This is a genomic window from Amycolatopsis sp. SID8362, assembly GCF_010550475.1.
In the GTDB taxonomy this organism is placed as follows: Bacteria; Actinomycetota; Actinomycetes; order Mycobacteriales; family Pseudonocardiaceae; genus Amycolatopsis; species Amycolatopsis eburnea.
This window is the reverse complement of the sequence record NZ_JAAGNB010001414.1, coordinates 1-23394: the sequence shown is the minus strand read 5'-3', so window position 1 is coordinate 23394 and position 23394 is coordinate 1. Positions and strand designations below refer to the sequence as shown.

Annotated in this window: 25 protein-coding genes and 1 pseudogene; 14 read left to right on the top strand and 12 right to left on the bottom strand. The window is 71.6% G+C overall.

The features are described 5' to 3' along the window. The 8 genes from G3I65_RS43105 to G3I65_RS43070 form a co-directional block, all read right to left on the bottom strand. Positions 1-682 (bottom strand): thiamine pyrophosphate-binding protein (locus G3I65_RS43105; protein WP_309235988.1); only part of this gene is annotated, 682 nt, incomplete at its 3' end. Further along, positions 679-1569 carry a 5-deoxy-glucuronate isomerase gene (gene iolB, locus G3I65_RS43100; protein ID WP_160701202.1) on the bottom strand — a complete coding sequence of 297 codons (891 nt, stop codon included), beginning with the start codon at positions 1567-1569 and terminating at the stop codon, positions 679-681. The genes G3I65_RS43105 and iolB, both read right to left, overlap by 4 nt. Continuing rightward, entirely contained in the window at positions 1566-2312 is a 747-nt protein-coding gene (locus G3I65_RS43095) for an aldolase (protein WP_166641294.1), read from the bottom strand. The genes iolB and G3I65_RS43095 overlap by 4 nt, the downstream gene beginning before the upstream one ends. Further along, a complete protein-coding gene (gene iolC, locus G3I65_RS43090) occupies positions 2312-3241 on the bottom strand; it encodes a 5-dehydro-2-deoxygluconokinase (RefSeq protein ID WP_160701200.1) in 930 nt (309 codons plus the stop codon). The genes G3I65_RS43095 and iolC overlap by 1 nt, the downstream gene beginning before the upstream one ends. Next, a complete protein-coding gene (locus tag G3I65_RS43085) occupies positions 3238-4020 on the bottom strand; it encodes an ATP-binding cassette domain-containing protein (protein WP_160701199.1) in 783 nt (260 codons plus the stop codon). The genes iolC and G3I65_RS43085 overlap by 4 nt, the downstream gene beginning before the upstream one ends. Continuing rightward, positions 4017-5060 carry an ABC transporter permease gene (locus tag G3I65_RS43080; protein ID WP_160701198.1) on the bottom strand — a complete coding sequence of 348 codons (1044 nt, stop codon included), beginning with the start codon at positions 5058-5060 and terminating at the stop codon, positions 4017-4019. Before G3I65_RS43080 ends, G3I65_RS43085 begins: the two co-directional genes overlap by 4 nt. Next, positions 5057-6049, bottom strand: coding sequence for a sugar ABC transporter substrate-binding protein (locus tag G3I65_RS43075; protein ID WP_160701197.1), 993 nt, complete (start codon positions 6047-6049; stop codon positions 5057-5059). Before G3I65_RS43075 ends, G3I65_RS43080 begins: the two co-directional genes overlap by 4 nt. Positions 6050-6072: 23 nt before the next feature. Next, the gene (locus G3I65_RS43070; protein ID WP_160701196.1) at positions 6073-6951 is read right to left on the bottom strand and encodes a TIM barrel protein; all 879 of its coding nucleotides are present in this window, start codon (positions 6949-6951) and stop codon (positions 6073-6075) included. Between the two features lie 122 nt (positions 6952-7073). Between G3I65_RS43070 and G3I65_RS43065 the strand changes: the two genes are divergently transcribed. The 4 genes from G3I65_RS43065 to G3I65_RS58465 are packed head-to-tail and all read left to right on the top strand — an operon-like array spanning position 7074 to position 9414. After that, on the top strand, positions 7074-8081 hold the full coding sequence (locus G3I65_RS43065) for a LacI family DNA-binding transcriptional regulator (RefSeq protein ID WP_160701204.1): 1008 nt from the start codon (positions 7074-7076) through the stop codon (positions 8079-8081). Beyond that, positions 8078-9076: a Gfo/Idh/MocA family oxidoreductase gene (locus G3I65_RS43060; protein WP_203612668.1), complete on the top strand. Its 999-nt coding sequence runs from the start codon at positions 8078-8080 to the stop codon at positions 9074-9076. The genes G3I65_RS43065 and G3I65_RS43060 overlap by 4 nt, the downstream gene beginning before the upstream one ends. Positions 9077-9086: 10 nt before the next feature. Further along, positions 9087-9251: a hypothetical protein gene (locus G3I65_RS43055; RefSeq protein ID WP_160701195.1), complete on the top strand. Its 165-nt coding sequence runs from the start codon at positions 9087-9089 to the stop codon at positions 9249-9251. A gap of 40 nt (positions 9252-9291) precedes the next feature. Further along, positions 9292-9414: a hypothetical protein gene (locus G3I65_RS58465; RefSeq protein ID WP_255482044.1), complete on the top strand. Its 123-nt coding sequence runs from the start codon at positions 9292-9294 to the stop codon at positions 9412-9414. Here the strand turns inward: G3I65_RS58465 and G3I65_RS43050 are convergent. Beyond that, positions 9404-9736 (bottom strand): ester cyclase, encoded by a 333-nt coding sequence (locus tag G3I65_RS43050; RefSeq protein WP_160701194.1) that lies wholly within the window; start codon positions 9734-9736, stop codon positions 9404-9406. The two genes, G3I65_RS58465 and G3I65_RS43050, sit on opposite strands and share 11 nt — an antisense overlap. A 60-nt stretch (positions 9737-9796) precedes the next feature. Here G3I65_RS43050 and G3I65_RS43045 point away from each other — a divergent pair, with 60 nt between their 5' ends. Continuing rightward, positions 9797-10627: a LysR family transcriptional regulator gene (locus G3I65_RS43045; protein WP_160701193.1), complete on the top strand. Its 831-nt coding sequence runs from the start codon at positions 9797-9799 to the stop codon at positions 10625-10627. Here G3I65_RS43045 and G3I65_RS43040 read toward each other — a convergent pair. Continuing rightward, positions 10583-10906 (bottom strand): hypothetical protein, encoded by a 324-nt coding sequence (locus G3I65_RS43040; RefSeq protein WP_160701192.1) that lies wholly within the window; start codon positions 10904-10906, stop codon positions 10583-10585. The two genes, G3I65_RS43045 and G3I65_RS43040, sit on opposite strands and share 45 nt — an antisense overlap. Before the next feature lie 34 nt (positions 10907-10940). Next, a complete protein-coding gene (asnB, locus tag G3I65_RS43035) occupies positions 10941-12782 on the bottom strand; it encodes an asparagine synthase (glutamine-hydrolyzing) (protein WP_160701191.1) in 1842 nt (613 codons plus the stop codon). Positions 12783-13186: 404 nt separating this feature from the next. Between asnB and kdpF the strand changes: the two genes are divergently transcribed. From kdpF to G3I65_RS43000, 7 genes are read left to right on the top strand one after another with little or no spacing between them, the layout of a single operon-like run. After that, a complete protein-coding gene (kdpF, locus tag G3I65_RS57875; protein WP_160701190.1) occupies positions 13187-13276 on the top strand; it encodes a K(+)-transporting ATPase subunit F in 90 nt (29 codons plus the stop codon). Continuing rightward, entirely contained in the window at positions 13276-14937 is a 1662-nt protein-coding gene (kdpA, locus tag G3I65_RS43025; RefSeq protein WP_160701189.1) for a potassium-transporting ATPase subunit KdpA, read from the top strand. Before kdpF ends, kdpA begins: the two co-directional genes overlap by 1 nt. Beyond that, entirely contained in the window at positions 14934-16934 is a 2001-nt protein-coding gene (gene kdpB, locus G3I65_RS43020) for a potassium-transporting ATPase subunit KdpB (protein WP_160701188.1), read from the top strand. The genes kdpA and kdpB overlap by 4 nt, the downstream gene beginning before the upstream one ends. 5 nt (positions 16935-16939) lie before the next feature. Then, positions 16940-17530, top strand: coding sequence for a potassium-transporting ATPase subunit C (locus tag G3I65_RS43015; RefSeq protein WP_160701187.1), 591 nt, complete (start codon positions 16940-16942; stop codon positions 17528-17530). Between the two features lie 4 nt (positions 17531-17534). After that, the gene (locus G3I65_RS43010) at positions 17535-20063 is read left to right on the top strand and encodes a DUF4118 domain-containing protein (RefSeq protein ID WP_160701186.1); all 2529 of its coding nucleotides are present in this window, start codon (positions 17535-17537) and stop codon (positions 20061-20063) included. Next, complete coding sequence (locus G3I65_RS43005) at positions 20060-20758, top strand: response regulator (RefSeq protein ID WP_160701185.1); 699 nt, start codon at positions 20060-20062, stop codon at positions 20756-20758. Before G3I65_RS43010 ends, G3I65_RS43005 begins: the two co-directional genes overlap by 4 nt. A 22-nt stretch (positions 20759-20780) precedes the next feature. Then, complete coding sequence (locus tag G3I65_RS43000; RefSeq protein WP_160701184.1) at positions 20781-21011, top strand: hypothetical protein; 231 nt, start codon at positions 20781-20783, stop codon at positions 21009-21011. 178 nt (positions 21012-21189) lie between these two features. Here G3I65_RS43000 and G3I65_RS42995 read toward each other — a convergent pair whose 3' ends face one another. Beyond that, complete coding sequence (locus G3I65_RS42995; RefSeq protein WP_160701183.1) at positions 21190-22329, bottom strand: acyl-CoA dehydrogenase family protein; 1140 nt, start codon at positions 22327-22329, stop codon at positions 21190-21192. Positions 22330-22394: 65 nt separating this feature from the next. Here G3I65_RS42995 and G3I65_RS42990 point away from each other — a divergent pair, with 65 nt between their 5' ends. Together G3I65_RS42990 and G3I65_RS42985 are read left to right on the top strand one after the other, a co-directional pair. After that, positions 22395-23036: a TetR/AcrR family transcriptional regulator gene (locus G3I65_RS42990; RefSeq protein ID WP_160701182.1), complete on the top strand. Its 642-nt coding sequence runs from the start codon at positions 22395-22397 to the stop codon at positions 23034-23036. Positions 23037-23109: 73 nt separating this feature from the next. Continuing rightward, a pseudogene (locus G3I65_RS42985) lies at positions 23110-23394 on the top strand (hypothetical protein); the annotation flags it as partial.

Sequence of the window (23394 nt, the reverse complement as noted above, 5' to 3'; positions counted from 1 at the left end):
GCGACGCCCGCAGGACGCCCGCCGCCTCGGTGACCGAACGCCGGTCCGGGCGCGGGCGGGGCGGGCGGTGCGTGACCGGCGCGAACAGCGCGTCCGGGAAGTCGTACGTCTCCGCCTGGACGTCCTGCGGCAGCGCCAGGACCACCGGCCCGCTGTCCGCCGGGTCCGTGAGCACTCGCGTGACCTGCGGCAACGTCGAGAGCAGCTGCTCGGGCCGGGTGATCCGGTCGAAGTAGCGCGAGACCGCGCGGAAGGCGTCGTTCACCGTCGCGGTCGCGTCGCCGAAGGGCTCGATCTGCTGCAGCACCGGGTCCGGCGCGCGGCCGGTGAACGTGTCGCCCGGCAGCAGCAGCACCGGCAGCCGGTTCGCGTGCGCGACCCCGGCGGCGGTGACCATGTTCAGCGCGCCCGGCCCGATCGACGACGTCGCGACGCCGACCTGCCGCCGGTGCGTGGCCTTCGCCAGCCCGACCGCGGCCAGCGCCATGCCCTGCTCGGTGTGCCCGCGCCAGACCGGGATCTCGCCGCGGTGCTCTTCCAGCGCCGTCCCGAGGCCGAGGACGTTGCCGTGCCCGAAGATCGCGAACACGCCGGGGAACAGCGGGACCTCCGCGCCGTCCAGGGTTTCCGAGCGCTGGGCGAGGAGCCAGCGGACCAGCGCCTGAGCCGTCGTCAGCTTCACCGGACCCGCCCTTCGTGACTCGTGACGGGACAGCGCGGGTCGAGGTCCTGCGCCGCCCAGGTGTCGCGGACCCAGCCGTGCGCGGGGTCGTCGCAGAACGCCATCGACCGTTCGTCGGCCGGCCCGGCCAGGACGTTCAGGTAGTACATCGGGTAACCGGGCGCGGCCACGCACGGGCCGTGGTAGCCGCGCGGGATCAGGAAGACGTCGTGGTCGCGCACGGCGACGTCCTCGTCCAGGTCGCCGTCGGCGGTGTAGGTCCGGTGCAGGCCGAAGCCCTCGCGAGACGGTGTCACGCCGTCGCGGCCGGCGATCCGGAAGTAGTAGATCTCCTCGTTGACGACTTCGCACTCGGTGGCTTCGTCGTGCTTGTGCGGCGGGTACGACGACCAGTTGCCGCCCGGCGTGATCAGCTCGCACGCGTTGAGCTTGTCGGCGTGGTCCCAGACCCCGGGCACGCCGAAGTTGGTCACCTGCCGGGTCGCCTGCCCGGCCCCGCGGACCTCGACCGGGACTTCCTCGGCCGGCCCGTACTTCGCGGCGAGGCGGCGGGTGCAGCGCGCCATCGGCAGCGCCACTTCGAGACCGTCCGTTGTCGACAACTCGACTTCGGCTTCCCGGGGCACGTACGCGAAGTCCGTCACACGCGCGAAGACCGACGAACGGCCGCGCAGCTCGAAGGCCTGCCCGTCGACGCGGACGGTCGCGGAGCCCGACAGCGGCAGCACGAAGGCCTCGAACTCGCCGGTGTGCAGGACCCGCGTCTCGCCGGCGGCCAGGGACAGCACCCGCAGGCCGGTGTACGTCCAGCCCGCGCTGTCCGGGGTCAGCCGGACCGGGTCCGTGTCGTCGGACAGTGTCCCGAGTGGACGGTGGAGCTTGCTCACTTCGCGGCCTCCAGTGCTTTCGCGGCGGCGTCGACGGCAGTGCGGGTGGTTCCGCGGGGCGGGTGGAGCAGGGTGCGGCCGATGACGAGGCCGCGGACGACCCTGTGCGCCAGCGACGAGTCGGACGGCACGCCGCTCAGCACCACCGGGAGCGTCGTGGCGTCCAGGGCGGCGGCCGGGCACCTCGGCGGCAGCTTCAGCCAGGTGTGTGCCGACGTCGTCCCGAGGCCGGATGCGATCGTGACCGCCACCGCCAGCGATGCGGAGTTCTCCCGCAGGTCGATCAGGGCGACCAGGCCGTAGGCGGCGAGTTCGGTGACGGTGTCGGCGCAGGTCTGCAGGGCCGGGTCGGCCAGGCTCAGCCGCAGCTCGCCGCCGTCCAGCCCGCAGTCGACCAGCGTCCGGGCGTCGTAGCCGGTGAACCGGCCGTCGGGGTTCATCGACCCGAAGACGACCTTGTCGTGCAGCGCGCCGAGCAGGAGCAGCTCCTCGACGACGTCCGGGGTGGCGAGGACGCCGTCGACCGCCGGGTTCTCCAGCGCGACCAGCAGCCGCTCCAGCAGCGTCCGCCGGTTGAACGGGTCGTCGCCGGGACCCAGCGCCTCGGCGGCGATGAGGAACAGGGTTCCGTTGTCGGACAGCAGTTCCGAGCGCCGCTTGCGGGTCGCGTACGCCTGCCGGACCGCGCCCGGGTTGGTGGCCCGGGTGTGCAGGAGGTCGCGCCAGCGGTCGTCGGTGAGCATCACAGCAGCTCCTCGATCTCCCCGGCGGACGGCATGGCGTCGGCGCAGGCCAGCCGGGACGCCACCAGCGCGCCCGCCGCGTTCGCGTACTCGGCGATCCGGACCGGGTCCCAGCCGGACAGCAGCCCGTGGATCAGGGCGCCGCCGAAGCCGTCGCCGGCACCGAGGCCGCAGACGACCTCGACCCGTCGCGGCGGCACGGTCCAGCGCCCGTCCGGGGTCGCCACGAGCACGCCCTCGGCGCCCTTCTTGATCACCGCGAGCCGCAGCCCGCGGTCGAGCATCCGGTCGGCGGCGGCGTCCGGGTCCGCGGTGCCGACGGCGACCTCCACCTCGGCGCGGTTGCCGACCGCGACGGTGACGTGGTCGAGCATCGCGCCGATCTCTTCGCGGGCCTGCTCCACCGACGGCCAGAACATCGGCCGGTAGTCCAGGTCCAGGACGGTGTGCTCACGGCGTTCCCGCGCCTCGAGGATCTTCCGCTGGGTGGCTCGCGCCGGCTCGGCGGAGACGCCGGTGCCGGTGACCCACAGCAGCGGCACCGACGTGACGACGTCCCAGGGCACGTCTTCGTCGGTCAGCGTGAGGTCGGGGGCGATGGGGGAGCGGTAGAACAGCAGTGGCGGGTCCGCGGGTGGGTTCAGCTCGCAGAACACCACCGGCGTCTGCAGGTCTTGGGCCGTGCCCACGAAAGCCGGCGAGACGCCGAAGCCGTCGAGGGCCTGCCGGACGTAGTCGCCGAAGCCGTCCGGGCCGACCTTGGTGAGCACCGCCGCCGACCGGCCGAGCCGCGCGGCGGCGACCGCGACGTTGGTCGCGGTGCCGCCGAGCGACTTGGCGAAAGTGCTGACGCCGGCCAGGGGGACACCGCTCTGCTCCGGGTAGAGGTCGACACCCACCCGGCCGATCGTCAGCGCTTCGAGACTCACGCCTTCTCCACCTGCCGCAGCTCGTGTTCGAGGGCTTCCAGTTCCGCGCCGCCCGCCATCTGCCGGGTCAGCTCGTTGATGTCGATGTCCTTCTTCTCGTACGACCCGAGCGGCGCACCCCGCTTGAGCAGCAGGAACCGGTCGGCGACCGGGTAGGCGTGGTGCGGGTTGTGCGTGATCAGCACGACGCCGAGCCCGCGGTCGCGGGCCTGGGCGACGTACTTGAGCACCACCCCGGCCTGCTTGACGCCGAGCGCGGCGGTCGGCTCGTCGAGGATCAGCACCTTCGCGCCGAAGTACACCGCGCGCGCGATCGCGACGCACTGGCGCTCGCCGCCGGAGAGCGTGCCGACCGGCTGCTCGACGTCCCGCAGGTCGATGCCCATGTCGGACAACGCCTTCTTGGTCGTCTCGCGGCCCTTCTTCCGGTCCAGGAACTGGAACGGGCCGAAGCCGACCCGCGGCTCCGAGCCGAGGAAGAAGTTCCGCCAGACGCTCATCAGCGGCACCACCGCGAGGTCCTGGTACACGGTCGCGATGCCGTGATCGAGGGCCTCGCGCGGCGAAGCGAACCGCACGGGCTCGCCTTCCACGAGGAACTCGCCCTGGTCGTGCTGGTGCACCCCGGCCAGGATCTTGATCAGCGTGGACTTGCCGGCGCCGTTGTCGCCGAGCACGCAGGTGACCTCGCCCGCGTTGACCACAGTGGACACTTCGCGCAGCGCGATCACGCTGCCGTAGGTCTTCCCGATGTCACGGACTTCGAGCAGCGGGCTCATCGGCGTACCCTTTCCGCGCGGCGCCGGAAGGCGTTGTTCACCAGGACCGCGGCCAGCAGCATGATGCCGAGGAACAGCATGAACCAGTCGCTGTTCCACTGCGCGAACACGATGCCCTGGCGCGCCATGCCGAAGATCAGCGCGCCGATCGCCGCGCCCACCGCCGAGCCGAACCCGCCGGTGAGCAGGCAGCCGCCGATCACGGCCGCGATGATGTACTGGAACTCCAGCCCGATGCCCTGGTTGGCCTGCACGCTGGCGAAGCGCAGGATGTTGATCGAGCCGACCAGCCACGCGCCGAACGCGGTGCCCATGAACAGCAGGATCTTCGTGCGCACCACCGGCACGCCGACCGAGCGGGCCGACACCTGCGACCCGCCGACCGCGAAGATCCAGTTGCCGAAGCGGGTGCGCACGAGCAGCACCGCCGCGACCACCGTGACGAGGATCCACCAGATGATCGACGACTGGAACTCGGTGCCGCCGATGGCGAACGTGGACGCGAACAGCCCGCCCGCCGACTCGTAGCCGCTGGTCGAGCGCATCCCCGACACCTGGACGGTGTTGGTGACCAGCCGCGTGACGCCGAGGTTGAGCCCCTGCAGCGCCAGGAACGAGCCCAGGGTGACGATGAAGCTCGGCAGCCCGGTCTTCATCACCAGCCAGCCGTTGAAGGCGCCGACTCCGAGCGCGAAGACGAGCGAGACCGCCAGCGCGAGCCAGACGTTCCAGCCCGCCTGCGTCGCCAGGATCGCGGTGACCAGCGACGTCGACGCCGTCATGACGCCGGCCGAGAGGTCGAACTCGCCGCCGACCATCAGCAGCGCGACCACGACGGCCATGATGCCCAGCGTCGAGGAGTCGTCGAGCCAGGTCGCCACGCCCAGCGGGCTGAGGAACTGGCCGGTGACGACGGAGAAGAAGACGAACACCAGCACGGCCCCGAGCAGCGCGCCGATCTCCGGGCGCACCACCAGCCGGTCGGTCAGGCTCTTCTTCCCGACGCGCTCGTCGGGTTGCGCTTGGATCGCCGCGGTCATCGCGTGCCGCGCTCCGCGTACGGGGCCACGGTGTCGATGTTGGTCTTGTCGACGAAGCCCGGGCCGGTCTGGACCGGCTTGCCGCCGCCGATGGTGTTGCCGTTTTCCTTGTACAGCTTGAGGAACACGATCGGCAGGTAGCCCTGCTCGTACTGCTGCTGGTCGACGGCGAAGAGGATGGTGCCCGCCTTGATGGCCGCGACGACGTCGGCGTTCAGGTCGAACGTCGCCACCTGCGCCTTCGAGCTCGCCTCCTTGGCCGCGTCCACCGCGCGCGCCGCGACCTGCGAGTTCAGCGCCAGCACGGCGTCGATCGACGGGTCGGACTGCAGCGCGCCGCGGATGCGGGCCTGCGCGTCGGTCGGGTTGGAGATGTCGACCTGCAGCGTGGAGACGTTGCCGAAGGTCTGCTTCGCGCCGTCGCAACGCTGGTTCTGGCCGATGTTGCCGGCTTCGTGGATGACGCAGAGCAGCTTCGTCTTGCCGGCCGCCTTGAGCCGCTGCCCGGCGCCCTGGCCCGCGAGGCCTTCGCTCTGCCCGACGTGCGCGATCGCGCCGAAGGCGGCGCTGGAGTCCTCGCCGGAGTTGATGGTGACGACCGGGATGCCGGCCTTGACCGCGTTCTGGATCGACGTCTGCAGCGCCTGCGGGTTCGCCATCGAGACGACCAGGCCGCTCACCTTCTGCGCGACCGCGTTGTCGATCAGCTTGGCCTGGTTGCCGGGGTCGCCGTCGGCGAAGTAGTCGACGCCGACGTTGAGATCCTTGCCCGCCTGCTCGGCGCCGTTCTTGACGACGTTCCAGAAGGCGTCGCCGGCGGTGCCGTGCGTGACCACGGCGACCTTCAGCGGGCCGCCCGAGCTCGGCGCCGCCGCGGACGTCGCGCTGGAGCTGCTCGAGTTGTCGGCGGACGGGCCGCTGCAGGCGGACAGGACCAGCCCGGCGGCGGCGATCGCCGCCACGCCGGCCAGCTTCTTGAGAGAAAGCACAGTCACTCCTTTGGGACCAGGGATTAGAGGGAGTCGATGATCTTCGCGAGGTGGGCCAGGCTGCGCTCGGTGTCCCGCCGGGGTGCGTCGTCGGGGCTCTCCGCGCCGAGAGCGGTGTCCTGTTCGAGGACGTACCAGCCGTCGTAGCCGGCCGCCTGGACGGAGCGCACCATCGACGCCACGTCCACGTCCCCCTCGCCGAGCGGGGTGTAGATGCCCCGCCCGACCGCGTCGGTGTAGCCGAGCCGTCCCGCGCGGACTTCGGCCGCCAGGTCCGCCCGGACGTCCTTCAAATGCACGTGCTTCACCCGTTCGGGATACCGCTTCGCCAGCTCGACCGGATCCGTCCCGCCGATCATCAGGTGCCCGGTGTCGAGGCACAACCCGAGCGGGGAATCGGCGAGGAAGCGCTCGACCTCGGCCTGCTGCTCCACGTGCGTCCCGACGTGCGGGTGCAGCACGGTGCGCAGGCCGTGGGCGGCCGCGATGTCGTGGATCTTGCCCGCGGTCTCGACGAGCGTCGCCCATTCGGCGTCGGTGAGCTTCGGGCGTTCGTCGTAGCCGTCGAGCCCGGTCGCGGCGGCGAGCACCAGGACGTCGCCCCCGCACGCGGCGAACAGCGCGGCGGACTCTTCGGCTTCCTTCAGTGCGTTTCCCTGGTTTTCGTGCAGGACCACGGCGAGGAAGCCGCCGACGAGCCGGAGGCCGTGCGCCCCGAGCAGGTCCCGCAGTTCGGCCGGGTCGCGCGGGAGGTACCCGGGCGGGCCCAGTTCGGTCGCCTGGACGCCGAGCTTCGCCATTTCGCCGAGCACGGTCGCCGCGTCCAGCACCCGGCCCCAGCCCGGGACTTCGCAGACACCCCAGGAGATCGGCGCGGCGGCTACTCGGATCGTCGCTGTCACAAGGGGCCTCCGGTGGTCCGTTGGAGCGCTCTATTGATTAGAGCGCTCTAATCTTGTAGCGTCGGTCACAGCAAGTCAAGGCCGAGTTTTCCGAGATCAGGGGGTGTCACGTGCGTCCGACCATGGAGGACGTCGCCGCCAGGGCGGGCGTTTCGCGCGCGCTGGTGTCCCTCGTGATGCGGAATTCGCCGAAGGTCTCCGACGCCCGGCGCGCCGCGGTCCTGCGGGCGGCGGAGGAACTCGGCTACCAGCCGCACGTGATGGCGCGGTCGCTGGCCAGCCGCACGTCCACCGTGCTCGGCGTGATGGTGAACGACCTGCGCAACGCCTTCTTCGCCGACATCGTCGAGGAGCTGGACAGCGCCGCGCAGGCGGCGGGCTTCGACCTGATCCTCAACACCGGCGGCCGCAGTCCCACGCGCGAGTGGAACGCCCTGCACAACCTCCTTTCCTTCCGTCCGGCGGGGATCATCCTGCTCTCACCGGTCGTCCCGGCGGCGTCGATCCAGATCGCGGCCGAGCAGTGCCCGGTGGTGCTGGTTTCGCGGACCATCCGGTCGTCCACAGTGGACACCGTGAACGACGACGGCGAGGCGGGCTCCGCGCTGGCGGTCGACCACCTGGCCGGCCTCGGGCACCGCCGCATCGCCCACCTCGACGGCGGCGGCGCGGCCGGCGCGGCCCAGCGGCGGCGCGGCTTCGAGGCCGCCATGCGGAAGCACGGCCTGGAGCCGATCGTGGTGCGCAGCGAGCACACCGACATCGGGGGCGAGACGGCCGTGCGGGAGCTGCTCGCCACGTACTCGCGCGCCGACCTGCCGACGGGGCTGGTCTCCGGCAACGACTTCAACGCCGTGGGCGCGATTTCGGCTCTTGAGGAGGCCGGGCTGCGCGTACCGGAGGACGTGTCGGTCGTCGGCTACGACAACACGTCGCTCGCCGCGCTGCGGCACCTTTCGCTGACCACAGTGGACCAATCGCGCACCGACATGGCCAGGCTGGCTTTCGCGGCGCTGCTCGAGCGCGTCCGGGGGGAGCGCACGGAGCCGGTCCGGCACCTGCTGCACCCGTCCCTCGTGGTCCGCGCGACCACCACCGAAGTTTCGGCTACAGGAGGAGCACCACGATGAGGTTGGGACTGGCGGGCACCGGCCGGATCGGCACCGCGCACGCGGAGACGCTGAAGGGCTTCGAGGAGGTCGAGTCGGTCGTGGTGGCCGACGTCGACCCGGCGCGCGCCGCCGCGGCCGCCGCGAAGCTGGGTGTGGAAACGACGTCCCTCGACGAGCTGTTCACCGCGGGGATCGACGGCCTGGTCGTCACGGCGGCGACGGACGCGCACCCGGGCCTGATCATCGCGGCGGTCGACGCGGGCATCCCGGTGTTCTGCGAAAAGCCGGTGGCCGCGGACATCCCCGGCACGCTGGCCGTCATCGACCGCATCGGCGCTGCGGACGTCCCGGTGCAGATCGGCTTCCAGCGCCGCTTCGACGCGGGCTACGCGGCGGCGCGGGCGGCGGTCGCGTCGGGCGAGCTGGGCTGGCTGCACACGCTGCGCGCGACGACGTTCGACCCGGCACCCCCGCCGGCGGAGTACGTCGCCCACTCCGGTGGCCTGTTCCGCGACTGCGGCGTCCACGACTTCGACGTCGTCCGCTGGGTCAGCGGCCGCGAGGTCGAGGAGGTGTACGCGATCGGCGCCAACCGCGGCGAGCGCTTCTTCGCGGACGCGGGCGACGTCGACACGGCGGCGGCGACGCTCACCCTGGACGACGGCACCCTGGCCACGGTGTCCCTGACCCGCTACAACGGCGCGGGCTACGACGTGCGCCTGGACGTGCTGGGTTCGGTGTCGGGCGTCGTGGTCGGCCTGGACGACCGCGCGCCGCTGCGTTCGGTGGAGCCGGGGGTGCCACCGCTGCCGGGCCCGGCGTACCCGGGCTTCATGGAGCGCTTCCGCCCGGCGTACACGACGGAGTTGCGCGCGTTCCTGGACGTCGTCGCGGGCCGCGCGCCCTCGCCGTGCGTGGCGGCGGACGCGCTGGAGGCGTTCTACATCGCGGAGGCGTGCGAGGTGTCGCGCCGCGAACGGCGTCCGGTGAAGCTGGCGGAGGTCCGGCGCTGAAGCCCCGCGCGTGATCGCCCTGACCCCGCTCGACGAACCCGCCCTCGCGCGACTGCTCGAGTTCCACCGCGGTCGCTCGCTGGATCCGGCGACCGCGGTGGAGCGCACGTGGGTGGTCGACGCCGCCGCCCCGCGATGGGAGCCGGCCGGCCGGAACGCCACGGCGACGCGGTGAAGCTGGCGGAGGTCCGGCGCTGAAACCCGGGCGCCCGGGCGTGATCGTCCTGATCCCGCTCGACGAGGCTGCGGGCAACGGCGGCGCCCGAGCGGTGCTGGCCGGGCTCGGGGCGGCCCTCACCATCGAGGGCGACGACGTCGCCGCGGTGCTCAGGCTGTGACGCGCCAGTGCTCCACGATCCGCCCGTCGCGCAGGCGCTCGATCTGCATCTGCCGCACCGGTTCCGGGCCGAAGCCGTGCACCAGCAGGTGGGCGGCCACCAGGTCGCCGTCTTCCAGGAGGTGGACCTCCTCGAAACGCAGGTCCGGCGCCTGCCGCCGGAGGTCCGCGACGATCGGCTTGAGGCCCTCGGGCCCGGGCGGCGGGTCCGGCAGGCTCGGGCTGTGGTTGACGTACGCGGGGTCGATGAGCTCGTCGAACGCGTCGAGGTCACCGCGGTTGAAGGCGGCCAGGTAGCGGCGGACGACGTCGGTGTTGGTCATGCCCGCCAGGCAACCAGCGTCCGGCCCGGACCGGAAATACGTCATTTATGCTGAAGCCGTATGAATGGGTTCGAGGCTTTCGTCGCGGTCGCCGAGGAGCTCCACTTCGGCCGCGCCGCCGATCGGCTGGGCGTCAGCCAGCCGACGCTGTCGCGAGCGGTCGGCGGGCTCGAACGCGCGCTCGGCGTCACGCTCTTCGACCGCACCACCCGCCGCGTCGCCCTGACGCCCGAAGGCGAGGCGATGCTGCCCGACGCCCGTACCGCGGTCGACGCAGCCCAAGCCGCGCGGCGCCGGGCCCGGCGGGCCGGGGCGCTGGTCGTGGTGTCCAAACCGGACGGTGACGGCGGGCTGTTGCCGGGCATCCTCGCGGCGTTGGCCGAGCCCGCGGAGCTGCTGTTCGCGACCACGGGCGACGAAGCCGCGAACATGCTCCGCGACGGCCGCGGGGACGTCGCGCTGGTGGCCGCCCCCTTCGACCGCACCGGGCTGGACGTCGAGCAGGTCCGGGCCGAGCCCCGCGTCGCCGCCCAGCCACGGGGACGAGAAGCGACGACGCTGACCGAAGTCCTCGCTCGCCCGGCCGTCACGTGGCCCGGCGTCGACGAGCGTCTCGACGCCTACTACCGCGCCAGAGATCGCGAAACCGCCGGTTCGCCGCTCGCGCGGTACGGGCCGCCGGCGAAGGACCTCGCCGAGGCGCTGCGGCTGGTGGAACTCGGCCAGGCGGTGACGTTCCTGCCGGAGTCGGTCGCGCGCCGCTACCCGCGCGACGGGATCGCCTACCGCCGCATCGAGGGCCTCAGCGACGCCCGGCTCCAGGTGGCGTGGCCGGAGACGTCCCGCTCACCGCGGGTGGCGGCGTTCGTGCGGGCCGCGCTCCGCGAGTAGCGGCAGGATCTCCGTCCGCACGTACTCCAGCGCGTCCCGCGACGGCTCGATGTGCGGCCCCTGCACCCACGCGACCCCGTGCCGGACCGCCGCGGCCGTGACCCGCTCCCGCAGCGGACCCACCACCCCCGCGCCCAGCACCAGCGCGTCCACGACACCCAGTCGGGCCAGCACCGCTTCCTCCGAAGCGACGCCGTCCGCGGCGAGACCCGCCGCGGACAGCGCCGCCGTCACCCTCGAAACCGTGGCCGGGTTGCGGCCGAACAGCAGCACCTTCATGCCGCCCAGACTCACACCTCAAGGGCACTCGAGGTCAAGACAGCTCGAGCGTGGGGGAGTACATCTCGATCCAGTGGTACAGGTCGAGCACCCGGTCCAGGCCGATGCGCATGGCCGGGTCCATGGTCGCCGGGTCCACTTCGGACGCCCGGTGCGCCCACGCGCGGTCGACCAGGCCGAACACCTCGTGCTTCGGCTCGGCCAGCACCTCCTTGACCTGCTGCTGCAACGCCGCCGCGTAGCCCGGGTCCTGCGTCGACGGGTACGGGCTCTTCACCCGCTGCGCCACCGATTCCGGCAGGACGTGCTTGGTCGCGTGCCGCAGCAGGCTCTTCTCCCGGCCGTCGAACGTCTTCAGCGACCACGGCGTGTTGTAGACGTACTCGACGAGCCGGTGGTCGCAGAACGGCACCCGGACCTCCAGGCCCACCGCCATCGACGCGCGGTCCTTCCGGTCGAGCAGCATCCGCACGAACCGGGTCAGGTGCAGGTTGCAGATGGTCCGCATCCGCGCCTCCTGCGCGGACTCGCCGTCGAGGTGCTCCACCGAGGCGACAGCGGTCCGGTACTGATCAGCGACGTAGGACTCGACGTCCAGGTTCTTCACCAGCTCCGGCGTGTACAGCGACGCCCGCTCGTCCATCATCGACGTCCGGAACGCCAGCCACGGGAACGTGTCGGCGTTGACGGCCTTCTCGTCGTGGAACCAGCGGTAGCCACCGAACACCTCGTCGGCCGACTCGCCCGACAGCGCCACCGTCGACTGGCCGCGGATCGCCTTGAACAGCAGGTACAGCGACGTGTCCATGTCGCCGAGGCCGGCCGGGATGTCCCGGGCCCGCAGCACCGCGCGCCGGACCTCGGGGTCGGTCAGGTCGGCCGGGTTCAGCATGACGTCTTCGTGCGCGGAATTGACCAAGGAAGCGACGTCCCGCACGAACGGCGAGTCCGCGGTGTCACGCATCTCGTCCGGCTTGAAGTTCTCTTCCTGGCCGAAGAAGTCGACGGAGAACGTCCGCAGCTGCTCGCCCTGCTCGGCCAGCCGCGCGGCCGCGAGCCCGGTGACGGCGCTCGAGTCGAGCCCGCCCGAAAGCAGCACGCACCGCGGGACGTCCGCGACGAGCTGGCGGTTGACGATGTCGGTCATCAGCTCGCGCACGCGGGCGACCGTCGTCTCCTGGTCGTCGGTGTGCTTCTTCGCGTCCAGCTTCCAGTACGTGCGGGTCTTGATGCCCTCGCGGGACACGGTGACGATCGTGCCCGGCTGGACCTCTTCCATGTCCTTCCACAGCGACCAGCCCGGCCGCTTGGTGAAGCCGGCCAGCTCGCGGAAGCCGTCGAGGTCGACGACCTTCTTGGCGAGGGGGTTGGCCAGGATCGCCTTCGGCTCGGAGCCGAACAGGACGCCGTCGCGCGTCGGGTAGTAGTAGAACGGCTTGATGCCCATCCGGTCGCGGATCATGACGAGCCGGTCGTCGCGCTCGTCCCAGATCGCGAACGCGTACATGCCGTTGAGGTGGTCGACGACCTCGTCGCCCCACTGCAGGTAGCCGTGCAGCACGACTTCGGTGTCGCTGTCGGTCTCCCACTTGTGGCCGAGCTTGGTCAGCTCTTCCTTCAGCTCGGTGAAGTTGTAGGCCTCACCGCTGTAGACCATCGCGACGTCGCCGTTCGGCGTGCGCACCGACATCGGCTGACGGCCGCCGGGCAGGTCGATGATGGCCAGCCGCCGGTGGCCGAGCGCGACGTTGCGGCGCACCCAGGTGCCTTCGTCGTCCGGGCCGCGGCAGGACATGGTCGCGGTCATCGCGTCGACCACTTCCTGGCGGCGGGTGAGGTCGGCGTCGTAGGAAACCCAGCCGGCGATACCGCACATAGGTGATCCCCTCTCCCAAGGATTTGCTTAGCCGATACAACTATCGGTAACACAGGTGTAACACGACCCCCGGATCTTGTCTGCCCGAATTGCACGTTCCGCACTTGTTCGGTCACGCGGTGTGTCGTGAGTCACTGACCAACTGCATGCGGTCACATCCGGGCAAACGTTTGCGTGACCGCCGCCACCAGCCATAAAGACCGCGTAAATGCGTGTCAGGAGCGCATTAAGGCGCCATCAGCCGCGGGTCCGGCCCGGCCGGGAGAGCCGCACAGTGAACGGCGTCCGGTCACCGAACCCGGTGACCCGTCTTGAGAGGTGCCTGTGGCCGACTTGCTCTACGCCGTCCTGCTGATCGGCGTGTTCGTGGTGCTCGCGCTGGCGCTGCGCGGGATGGAAAAGCTGTGAGCGTGGCCAACGTAGTCGGCGGCCTGCTGGCGCTCGGACTCCTCGTGTACCTCTTCGTCGCGCTGATCAAGCCGGAGAAATTCTGATGTCCGACACGACGGCCGGGCTCATCCAGCTCGGCCTGCTCCTCGCCGCTCTCGCCGCGGTCTACAAACCGCTTGGCGACTACCTGGCGCGCGTCTTCTCCACCGAGAAGCACTCGAAGCTCGAAAAGGGCCTCTACCAGCTCTTCCGGGTCAACCCGGATTCCGAACAGCGCTGGCCGACCTACGCCGCCGGGGTGCTCGGCTTCTCGTTCGTCTCGGTTGTCCTGCTCTACCTCCTGCAGCGCCTGCAGCCGGTGCTGCCGTGGGACCTCGGCCGCGGTTCGGTCAGCCCCGGCGTCGCGTTCAACACGGCGATCTCGTTCGTCACCAACACGAACTGGCAGTCCTACGTCCCCGAGACGACCATGGGCCACTTCGTGCAGATGGCCGGGCTGACCGTGCAGAACTTCCTGTCGGCGGGCGTCGGCCTGGCCGTGGCGATCGCCGTGACGCGCGGGTTCGTCCGCGCGAAGACCGACCGCCTCGGCAACTTCTGGGTGGACCTGACGCGCGGCACGATCCGCGTCCTGCTGCCGATGGCGTTCGTGTTCGCGCTGGTGCTCGTCGCACTCGGCGTCGTGCAGAGCCTCAAGGCCGGCGTCGCCGTGACGAACCCGGACGGCAGCCACAGCACGATCGCGCTGGCCCCGGCGGCGAGCCAGGAGGCGATCAAGGAACTGGGCACCAACGGCGGCGGCATCCTCAACGCCAACTCCGCGCACCCCTTCGAGAACCCCAGCGCGTGGTCGAACCTCGTCGAGCTGTTCCTGATCCTGGTCATCCCGGTCAGCCTGACCCGCGCGTTCGGCACGCTGGTCGGAAACCGGCGCCAGGGCTACGTCCTGCTGAGCGTGATGGGCCTGCTCTGGGCCGCGTCGCTGGCGATCATCTGGTTCTCCGAAGCCCACGCGAGCAACCCGGCGGCGCTGGCCGCGGGCGCGAGCATGGAAGGCAAGGAACAGCGGTTCGGCATCGGCTTGACGTCGCTCTTCGCCGACACCACCACCGCCACGTCGACCGGCGCGGTCAACGGCGCGCACGACAGCCTCTCGGGGCTCGGTGGCGGGGGACCGCTGCTGAACATGCTCTACGGCGAGATCTCACCCGGCGGCGTCGGCACCGGCCTCTACGGCATCCTCGTCATGGCGATCATCGCGATGTTCCTGGCCGGCCTGATGGTCGGGCGCACGCCCGAGTACCTGGGCAAGAAGCTCGGCAAGCGCGAGGTCACCTGCGCGGCCATCGCCATGCTGGCCATGCCGACCGTGGTGCTCCTCGGGTCGGGCATCGCGTTGCTGCTGCCGGACACGGCGGGCGCACTCGGCAACGGCGGCGCGCACGGCCTGTCCGAGATCCTCTACGGCTACGCGTCCACCGGCAACAACAACGGCAGCGCGTTCGGCGGCCTGACCGCGACCAGCGACTGGTTCCAGTCGTCGTTCGGCGTCGCCATGGCGTTCGGCCGGTTCGTCCCGATCCTCGCCGTGCTCTGCCTGGCCGGATCCCTCGCCGCGCAACGCAAGGTGCCGGAAACCGCCGGGACCCTGCCCACCACCGGGCCGCTGTTCGCCACCATGCTCACCGGCACGGTGGTGCTCGTCGCGGCCCTCACGTTCATCCCGGCGCTCGCGCTCGGGCCCATCGCGGAGGCACTCGCATGACCGTCGGCGCCGGGGTGTTCAGCCCCCGCCAGCTCTGGACGTCGCTGCCGGAGGCGTTCCGGAAGCTCAACCCGAAGCACCAGCTCGGCAACCCCGTGATGTTCGTGGTGTGGGTGGGTTCCGCGCTCACCACGGTCTTCGCGATCGCCGACCCGAGCGTGTTCACCGTCCTGATCGCCGTCTGGCTGTGGTTCACGGTCCTGTTCGCGAACCTCGCCGAAGCCGTCGCCGAAGGCCGCGGCAAGGCCCAGGCGGAATCCCTGCGGCGGTCGAAGAAGGAGACCGTCGCGCGCCGCCTCACCGCGACCGGCTCGGAGGAGCAGGTGCCCGGCGCCGAGCTGAAGATCGGCGACCTGGTCGTCGTCGAGGCGGGCCAGGTGATCCCGGGTGACGGCGACGTCGTCGAGGGCATCGCGACCGTCGACGAGTCGGCCATCACCGGCGAGTCCGCCCCGGTCATCCGCGAGTCCGGCGGCGACCGCAGCGCCGTCACCGGCGGCACGACGGTGCTGAGCGACCGGATCGTCGTGCGCATCACCACGAAACCGGGCGAGTCCTTTGTGGACCGCATGATCGCGTTGGTGGAAGGCGCCTCGCGGCAGAAGACGCCGAACGAGATCGCGCTGACCATCCTGCTCTCGACGTTGACGATCATCTTCCTGCTCGCTGTCGTCGCGCTGCAGCCGATGGCCCGCTACTCGGGTTCCGAGCAGTCGGTGATCGTGCTGACCGCCCTGTTGGTGTGCCTGATCCCGACGACGATCGGCGCGTTGCTGAGCGCCATCGGCATCGCGGGCATGGACCGCCTGGTGCAGCGCAACGTCCTGGCGACGTCCGGACGAGCGGTCGAGGCCGCGGGTGACGTCTCGACGTTGCTGCTCGACAAGACCGGCACCATCACGTTCGGAAACCGCCGCGCGACCGAGCTGATCCCGGTGGATGCGTCCACACCGGACGAACTGGCCCGCGCCGCACGGCTCGCCAGCCTCGCCGACGAGACGCCCGAAGGCCGCAGCGTCGTCGAGCTGACCGAGGGCTACGCGGACCAGGACGAGCACGGCGAGTTCGTCCCCTTCACCGCCCAGACCCGGATGAGCGGCCTCGACGTCGGCGGCCGCCGGATCCGCAAGGGCGCGGCTTCGGCGGTCCGCGCGTGGGTGCGCGACAACGGCGGCGACTTCCCCGACGAGACCGAACGCGTCGTCGACGACATCAGCGCCCAGGGCGGGACGCCGCTGGTCGTCGCCGAGGACACCGTGGTGCGCGGCGTGATCCGGCTGTCCGACGTCGTCAAGCCGGGCATGAAGGAGCGCTTCGAAGAGCTGCGCGCGATGGGCATCAAGACGGTGATGATCACCGGCGACAACCCGCTCACCGCCAAGGCCATCGCGACGGACGCCGGCGTCGACGACTACCTCGCCGAAGCCAAGCCCGAAGACAAGATGGCGCTCATCAAGAAGGAGCAGGAAGGCGGGCGGCTGGTCGCGATGACCGGCGACGGCACCAACGACGCCCCGGCGCTCGCGCAGGCCGACGTCGGCGTCGCGATGAACACCGGCACCTCGGCCGCCAAGGAAGCCGGGAACATGGTCGACCTCGACAGCGACCCCACGAAGCTGATCGAGATCGTCGAGATCGGCAAGCAGCTGCTGATCACGCGTGGCGCGCTGACGACGTTCAGCGTCGCGAACGACCTCGCCAAGTACTTCGCGATCCTGCCCGCGATGTTCACCGGCATCTACGCCCAGCTCGGCGGGCTGAACATCATGCACCTGGCCACGCCGAAGTCGGCGATCCTGTCGGCCGTCATCTTCAACGCGCTGATCATCGTCGTGCTCATCCCCCTGGCCCTGCGCGGCGTGCGGTACAAGCCGTCGTCGGCCTCGGCCCTGCTGCGCCGCAACCTGCTCGTCTACGGCCTCGGCGGCATCGTCAGCCCCTTCCTCGGGATCTGGCTGATCGACCTGCTCGTGCGCCTCATCCCTGGAATCGGGTGAAGTCCGTGAACACGCTCGTCAAGCAGACCTGGGCGGGGCTGCGTGTCCTCATCGTGATGACGGTCCTGCTCGGGATCCTCTACCCCCTCGCGGTGTGGGCCATCGCGCGCATCCCGGGGCTGGAGTCCAACGCCGAAGGCTCGGTCGTCACGCAGAACGGCCAGATTGCCGGGTCGTCGCTCATCGGCGTCGACCCGGTGCCCGCCGACCCGGCGCGCGACCCGTGGTTCCACACCCGGCCCTCGGCGGCCACCGCCGAGATGCCGTCCGGCGCGTCCAACAAGGGCCCGTACAACGAGGACCTGGTGAAGGCGATCCAGGAGCGGCGGGCCGCCATCGCCCAGCGCGAAGGCGTGTCGCCCGATCAGGTACCGCCGGACGCCGTGACGGCGTCGGGCTCCGGCCTCGACCCGGCGATCAGCGTCGCCTACGCCGACCTCCAGGCCACGCGGGTCGCGAAGAACACCGGGCTGCCGCTCGACGAGGTGAAGCAGCTGATCGAAGCGAACACCTCCGGTGCCGGGATCGGTGTGCCGGGCGTGAATGTGCTCCCGCTCAACTTGGCCGTGCGAGCCGCGGCCGGAGGGGCACACTGACACCGTGACCACGGAAAAGAAGCCGCGCCGAGGGGAGCTGAGGATCTACCTCGGCGCGGCTCCGGGCGTCGGCAAGACCTTCGCCATGCTCGGCGAAGCACGCCGGCGGCTGGACCGCGGCACCGACGTCGTCGTCGGCTTGGTCGAGACGCACGGCCGCGAGAAGACCGCGGTGCTGCTCGACGGCCTGGAGATCGTCCCGCGACGCCACGCCGGCCACCGCGGCCGCGAGTTCGACGAGATGGACGTCGACGCCATCCTCGCCCGCGCGCCCGAGGTCGCGGTCGTCGACGAACTCGCGCACACCAACGTGCCGGGCTCGCGCAACGCCAAGCGCTGGCAGGATGTCGAAGAACTTCTGGAAGCGGGCATCGACGTGCTGTCCACGGTCAACGTGCAGCACCTGCAGAGCCTCAACGACGTCGTCGAGCGGATCACCGGCGTCACCCAGCAGGAGACCGTGCCCGACGAGGTCGTCCGCCGCGCCGAACAGCTCGAGCTGGTCGACATCACGCCGGAGGCGCTGCGGCGGCGGCTCGCGCACGGCAACGTCTACCCGGCCGAGCGGATCGACGCCGCGCTCGGCAACTACTTCCGCCCCGGCAACCTGACGGCGTTGCGCGAGCTGGCCCTGCTCTGGGTGGCCGACCAGGTCGACGTCGCCCTCCAGCGCTACCGCGCCGAGCAGCGGATCACCGACACGTGGGAGGCGCGCGAACGCGTCGTCGTCTCCATCACCGGCGGCCCGGAGAGCGAGACGCTGATCCGCCGCGCCAGCCGGATCGCCACCCGGGCCGGCGCCGAGCTGCAGGTGCTGCACATCCTGCGCGGCGACGGCCTGTCCGGCATCGGCCCGACCGCGATGGCCCGCTGCCGCACCCTGGCCGAAGAGGTGGGGGCGACCTTCCACACCGTCGTCGGCGACGACGTCCCGGCCGCGCTGCTGGACTTCGCCCGCGGCGTCAACGCGACCCAGCTGGTCATCGGCACGTCACGGCGTTCGCGGGTGGCGCGGCTGTTCGACGAAGGCATCGGCGCCGGGGTCGTGCGGCAGTCCGGGGCGATCGACGTCCACATGGTCACCCACGCCGAAGCGGGCGGGCGGCTGCGGACCCGGCTCGGCGCGAGCCCGCTCGGGTTCTCGCGGCTGGTCGCGGGCTGGGTGCTCAGCGTCGTGCTGCCGGTGCTGGTGACCGTCGTCGGCTTCTTCATCCCGGCCGGCCTCGACTTCGCCACCGACGTCATCTCCTACGTGCTGGCGACGGTCGTCGTCGCGCTGGTCGGCGGGCTCGGTCCGGCGCTGGTCGCGGCCGTGCTCGGGGCCGGGCTGCTCAACTTCTTCTTCACGCCTCCGCTGTACACGCTGACCGTGCACACCCCGCAGAACCTCGTGACGCTGATCGCGATGGTCGTGGTCGCCGTGCTCGTCGCCCTGGTCGTCGACCAGGCGGCGCGGCGGGCCACGCAGGCGGCGCGGGCCCGGACGGAGGCGGCGCTGCTCGCCTCGTACGCGAAGACCGTGCTGACCCACGCGAACCCGATCGAGCGGCTGCTGGAGAAGGTGCGGGAGAACTTCGCGCTGACCTCGGTGACGCTGCTGGAGAAGCAGGAAGGCGTGTGGCGGGCGGTGGCGTGCGCGGGGGAGCACCCGTGCGCCGACCCGGACGAAGCCGACGTCGACATCGCCGTGACCGCGGACGTCCACCTGACCCTGCGCGGCCGGACGCTGCCCGCGGCCGACCGGCGGGTGCTGGAAGCCGTGGCGGGGCAGGCGTTGCTCGCCCTGCGCCAGCAGCGGACGGCGGCCGCGGCGGCCCGCGCCGAGCGCAAGGCGGAGGCGACCGAGCTGCGCACGACGTTGCTTTCGGCCGTCGGCCACGACCTGCGGACGCCGCTGACGTCGATCAAGGCGTCGATCGGCAGCCTGCGCGCCCCCGACCTCGACCTGTCCGAAGAGGACACCGCCGAGCTGATGGAGGCCATCGAGCTGTCCGCCGACCGCCTCGCGGGGCTGATCGACAACCTCCTCGATTCGTCGCGGCTGGCCACCGGCGCGGTGCGGCCGCACCTGCGTCCGGTGGGCTACGACGAGGTGGTCGCGCACGCGTTGTCCACTGTGGACTCCTCGGAGGACGTGCGGGTGGCCGTGGACGACCAGCTGCCCGCGGTGCTCGCCGACCCGGGGCTGCTGGAGCGAGTCGTGGCCAACGTGCTGGACAACGCGCTCCGGCACGGCGGCGCGCCGGTGTCCGCGCGGGCCTCAGCGCACTCGGGGTTCGTCGAGCTGCGGATCGTCGACCACGGCCGCGGGCTGCGGAAGGGCGCGGCGGACTCGGCGTTCGCGCCGTTCCAGCGCCTGGGCGGCGACCGCGACACGACCCCGGGCGTCGGGCTCGGGCTGTCGGTGGCGAAGGGGTTCACCGAGGCGATGGGCGGCACGATCCGCGCCGAGGACACCCCGGGCGGCGGGCTCACGATCGTGGTCTCGCTGCCCGCGTTCAGCGTCGAGTTCCAGGAAGAGGGGGTGCGATGAGCGACCCGGGGGCCACCGTGCTGGTGGTGGACGACGAGCCGCAGATCGTGCGGGCACTGCGGATCAACCTCACCGCCCGCGGCTACAAGGTGATCACCGCGCACGACGGCACGGCCGCGTTGAAAGCGGTGGCCGAAACCAAGCCGGACGTCGTGGTGCTCGACCTCGGCCTGCCGGACCTCGACGGCACGGAGGTCATCGCGGGCCTGCGCGGCTGGACGACGGTCCCGATCATCGTCCTGTCCGCCCGCGGCGACTCCGCGGACAAGGTCCAGGCCCTCGACGCGGGCGCGGACGACTACGTGACGAAGCCGTTCGGCATGGACGAGCTGCTGGCCCGCCTGCGCGCGGCGGTCCGCCGCTCGGCGGTGACGGGCGCGGACGGCGTCGAGGCGGTGGTGGACACGGCGTCGTTCAGCGTGGACCTCGCGGCCAAGCGCGTCCGCCTCGCCGACGGCTCGGAAGTCCACCTGACGAAGACGGAGTGGGGCGTGCTGGAGCTGCTGGTCCGCAACCGCGGCCGGCTGGTGGCGCAGAGGCAGCTCCTGCACGAGGTGTGGGGCCCGTCGTACGAGACGGAGTCGCACTACCTGCGCGTGTACCTGGCCCAGCTGCGGCGCAAGCTGGAGCCGGAGCCCTCGCGGCCCCGGCACCTGCTCACCGAACCCGGCATGGGTTACCGCTTCGAGGCCTGAGCGGCGGGGTACCCGACCCGGCATGGACGGGTCGAAGACGTGGCTGCTCGGCGGTGAGCGCATCCCGCCGGTGATCGTGCTGACGCTGGCGGTGGGCGCGACGTTCGGATCGTTCGGCTTCATCTTGACGGCCTTCGCCGGTGATGCGGTCGGCTGGACGAGGTGGCTGCGCATCGCGGCGGCGGGCGCCGGGGTTCTCCTCACGGTCTACCTGTGGCGGCTGTTCGCCCACCGCCTGCGCCGAGGCGGCTGATCAAGGTGCCGGGTGGCGCCCGGCGCCGCGTCCGAGGTTGGTGGACAGCGGTCCGGCGATGCGCCCCAAGGTGGCCTTCGGTGCGTCAGACGCACCCACGGCGGCCTTCGGTGCGCAAGACGCAACCAAGGCCACCTTGGGGCGCTCGCCCCGCGCCGACCAGCTTTCGGCGTGGCCGCTAGAACCAGAAGGTCGGCTGGTCGATCCCGAACCGCAGCTTCGCGTACCGCTTCGAGGCCGCCGTCGAGAAGTAGATGTGCTGGGACGCCGCGTGGAGGTCGCGGAAGCAGCGCTGGATCGGCTGGTCCGCGTGCAGCGCGCCGGCGCCCGCGAAGCCGAACGCGGTGTTCACCGCGCTCAGTGCCGCCTGCATCGCCTGCTGGGTCGCCAGCAGGAACTGCCCGCGCCGGGCCGTGTCGGGGACGTCGCCCGCGCACGCCGTTTCCCACAGGTCGCCGAGGGCGTCGAAGACGAACGCGCGGGCCGAGCGCAGCCGGCCTTCCGCGCGGGTCAGGGCGATCTGGACGTCGCCGTCCTCGGCGATCGGGCCGGGGCCCGGCGGGCGGAACTTCGCCGGGGCGAACGTCGTGAACTCGTCCAGCGCGCGGCGCGCGATGCCGAGCGGGACGCCCGCCATCATCGTGCCCACCAGCGTGAAGAACGGGAACCGCCACTGCGGGCCGTCGTGGCGCGCCGGGTTCGTGAAGGGGGACGCCGTGTGCTCCGCGCGCACCACCGCGTCGATCTCGACGTCGTGGCTGCCGGTGCCGCGCAGGCCGGTGACGTCCCAGTTGTCGAGCACCCGCACCCCGGCGGCGGGGACGAACGCCAGCCGCCAGTCGCGGGGGTCGCCGTCGGCGAAGGCGCCGCCGAAGAACAGGTCCGCGTGCGGGCTGCCGCTGCAGAACGACCAGCGCCCGGTGAGGCCGAACTTGCCGTCGCCGTCCCCGGTCAGCCGGCCCATCGGGGCGAACACGCCGCCGCCGATCGGGTCCGGGGCGGCCGCGAGCAGGTCCGCCGCGGCGGCCGGGTCGAGCCAGGCCAGGAACGCCGAGCCGTTGCCGATCATGATCGTCCAGCCCGCGGAGCCGTCCGCGCGGCAGAGTTCTTCGACCACTTCGACGACTTCGGCGGGCGGCAGCTCCAGCCCGCCGAGCGCTCGCGGCGTCGCGAGCCGGAAGAGCCCGGCGGCGCGGGCCCGCTCGACCAGGTCGCGGGGCAGGGTCTTGAGCTCCTCGGCCTCGACGGCGCGGGCGCTCAGCTCGGGCGCGATCTCCCGCGCGGCGGTCACGGCGTCGGTGGTGGCTTGTCCCATCATGGTCAACGCCCCCTCAGGGTGTCATGATAGCTGGACATCTATTGGATAGAGGAGTCTCTACCTAAATGGCCGACCCTGTCAAGCGCCGTTACGACACGTCCCGGCGCCAGGAGCAGGCGCGGGAGAACCGCCGCCGGATCCTGGCGGCGGCGTCGGGGCTCTTCCGGGAGAAGGGGTACGCGGCCACGGCGATGCCGGAGGTCGCGAAGGCGGCGGGTGTCGCGGTGCAGACGGTCTACAAGGCGTTCGCCAACAAGGCGACCCTGCTCAAGGCGGTCTTCGACGTGACCCTCGCCGGTGACGACGAAGACGTGCCGATGGCCGGGCGCGACTTCATCGCGGAGATCCAGGCCGAACCCGACGCGGCACGCAAGATCGCGCTGTACTTCGGCCACCTCGCCTCGGTCGCCCCGGCGGTCACCCCGGTCCAGCTCCTGGCCCGCGACGCGGCGGCGGCCGACCCGGCGGCGGCCGAGGTCTGGGCCCAGATGCGGGCCGAGATGCTGACGGCGATGACGTACTTCGCGTCGGACCTGATGCTGACGGGCCAGGTCCGCCCGGGCCTGACCGACGTCGACGTCCGCGACATCCTGTGGACCTACCACGGCCCGGAGCAGTACGAGCTGCTCTGCCTGGAACGCGGCTGGCCCCCGGACCGCTACGGCGAGTTCCTCCGCGACGCGGTCGTCACGGCGATCCTGGACTGAAACGCCGTGAAGGCCTCCTTACCGGCGGAAAACGCCGGTAAGGAGGCCTTCACGGGTTTGCTACTGAGCGCGAGTGGTGCTGCCGGTCACGCCCGACGACGTGTCGGTCGTGGTCGGGGCGCCGCCGGTGCTCGTGCCGCCACCGGTGGGCGTCGTCGACGGCGGCTCCGTGGTCGGCGTGGTCGGCGGCGTCGTGGGCGTCGTCGACGGCGGCTTCGAGGTGGTCGTCGGGGGCTTCGGCGGCGTCGTCTGCGGCGGCGGGTTGCCGCCCGTGTCGCTGCGCGGGGGCGGCGGGGGCTGGGTCACCAGCGTGGTCGTCGTCTTGCCGTCGGGGCTGACCGACACGAGCGTGGTCGGG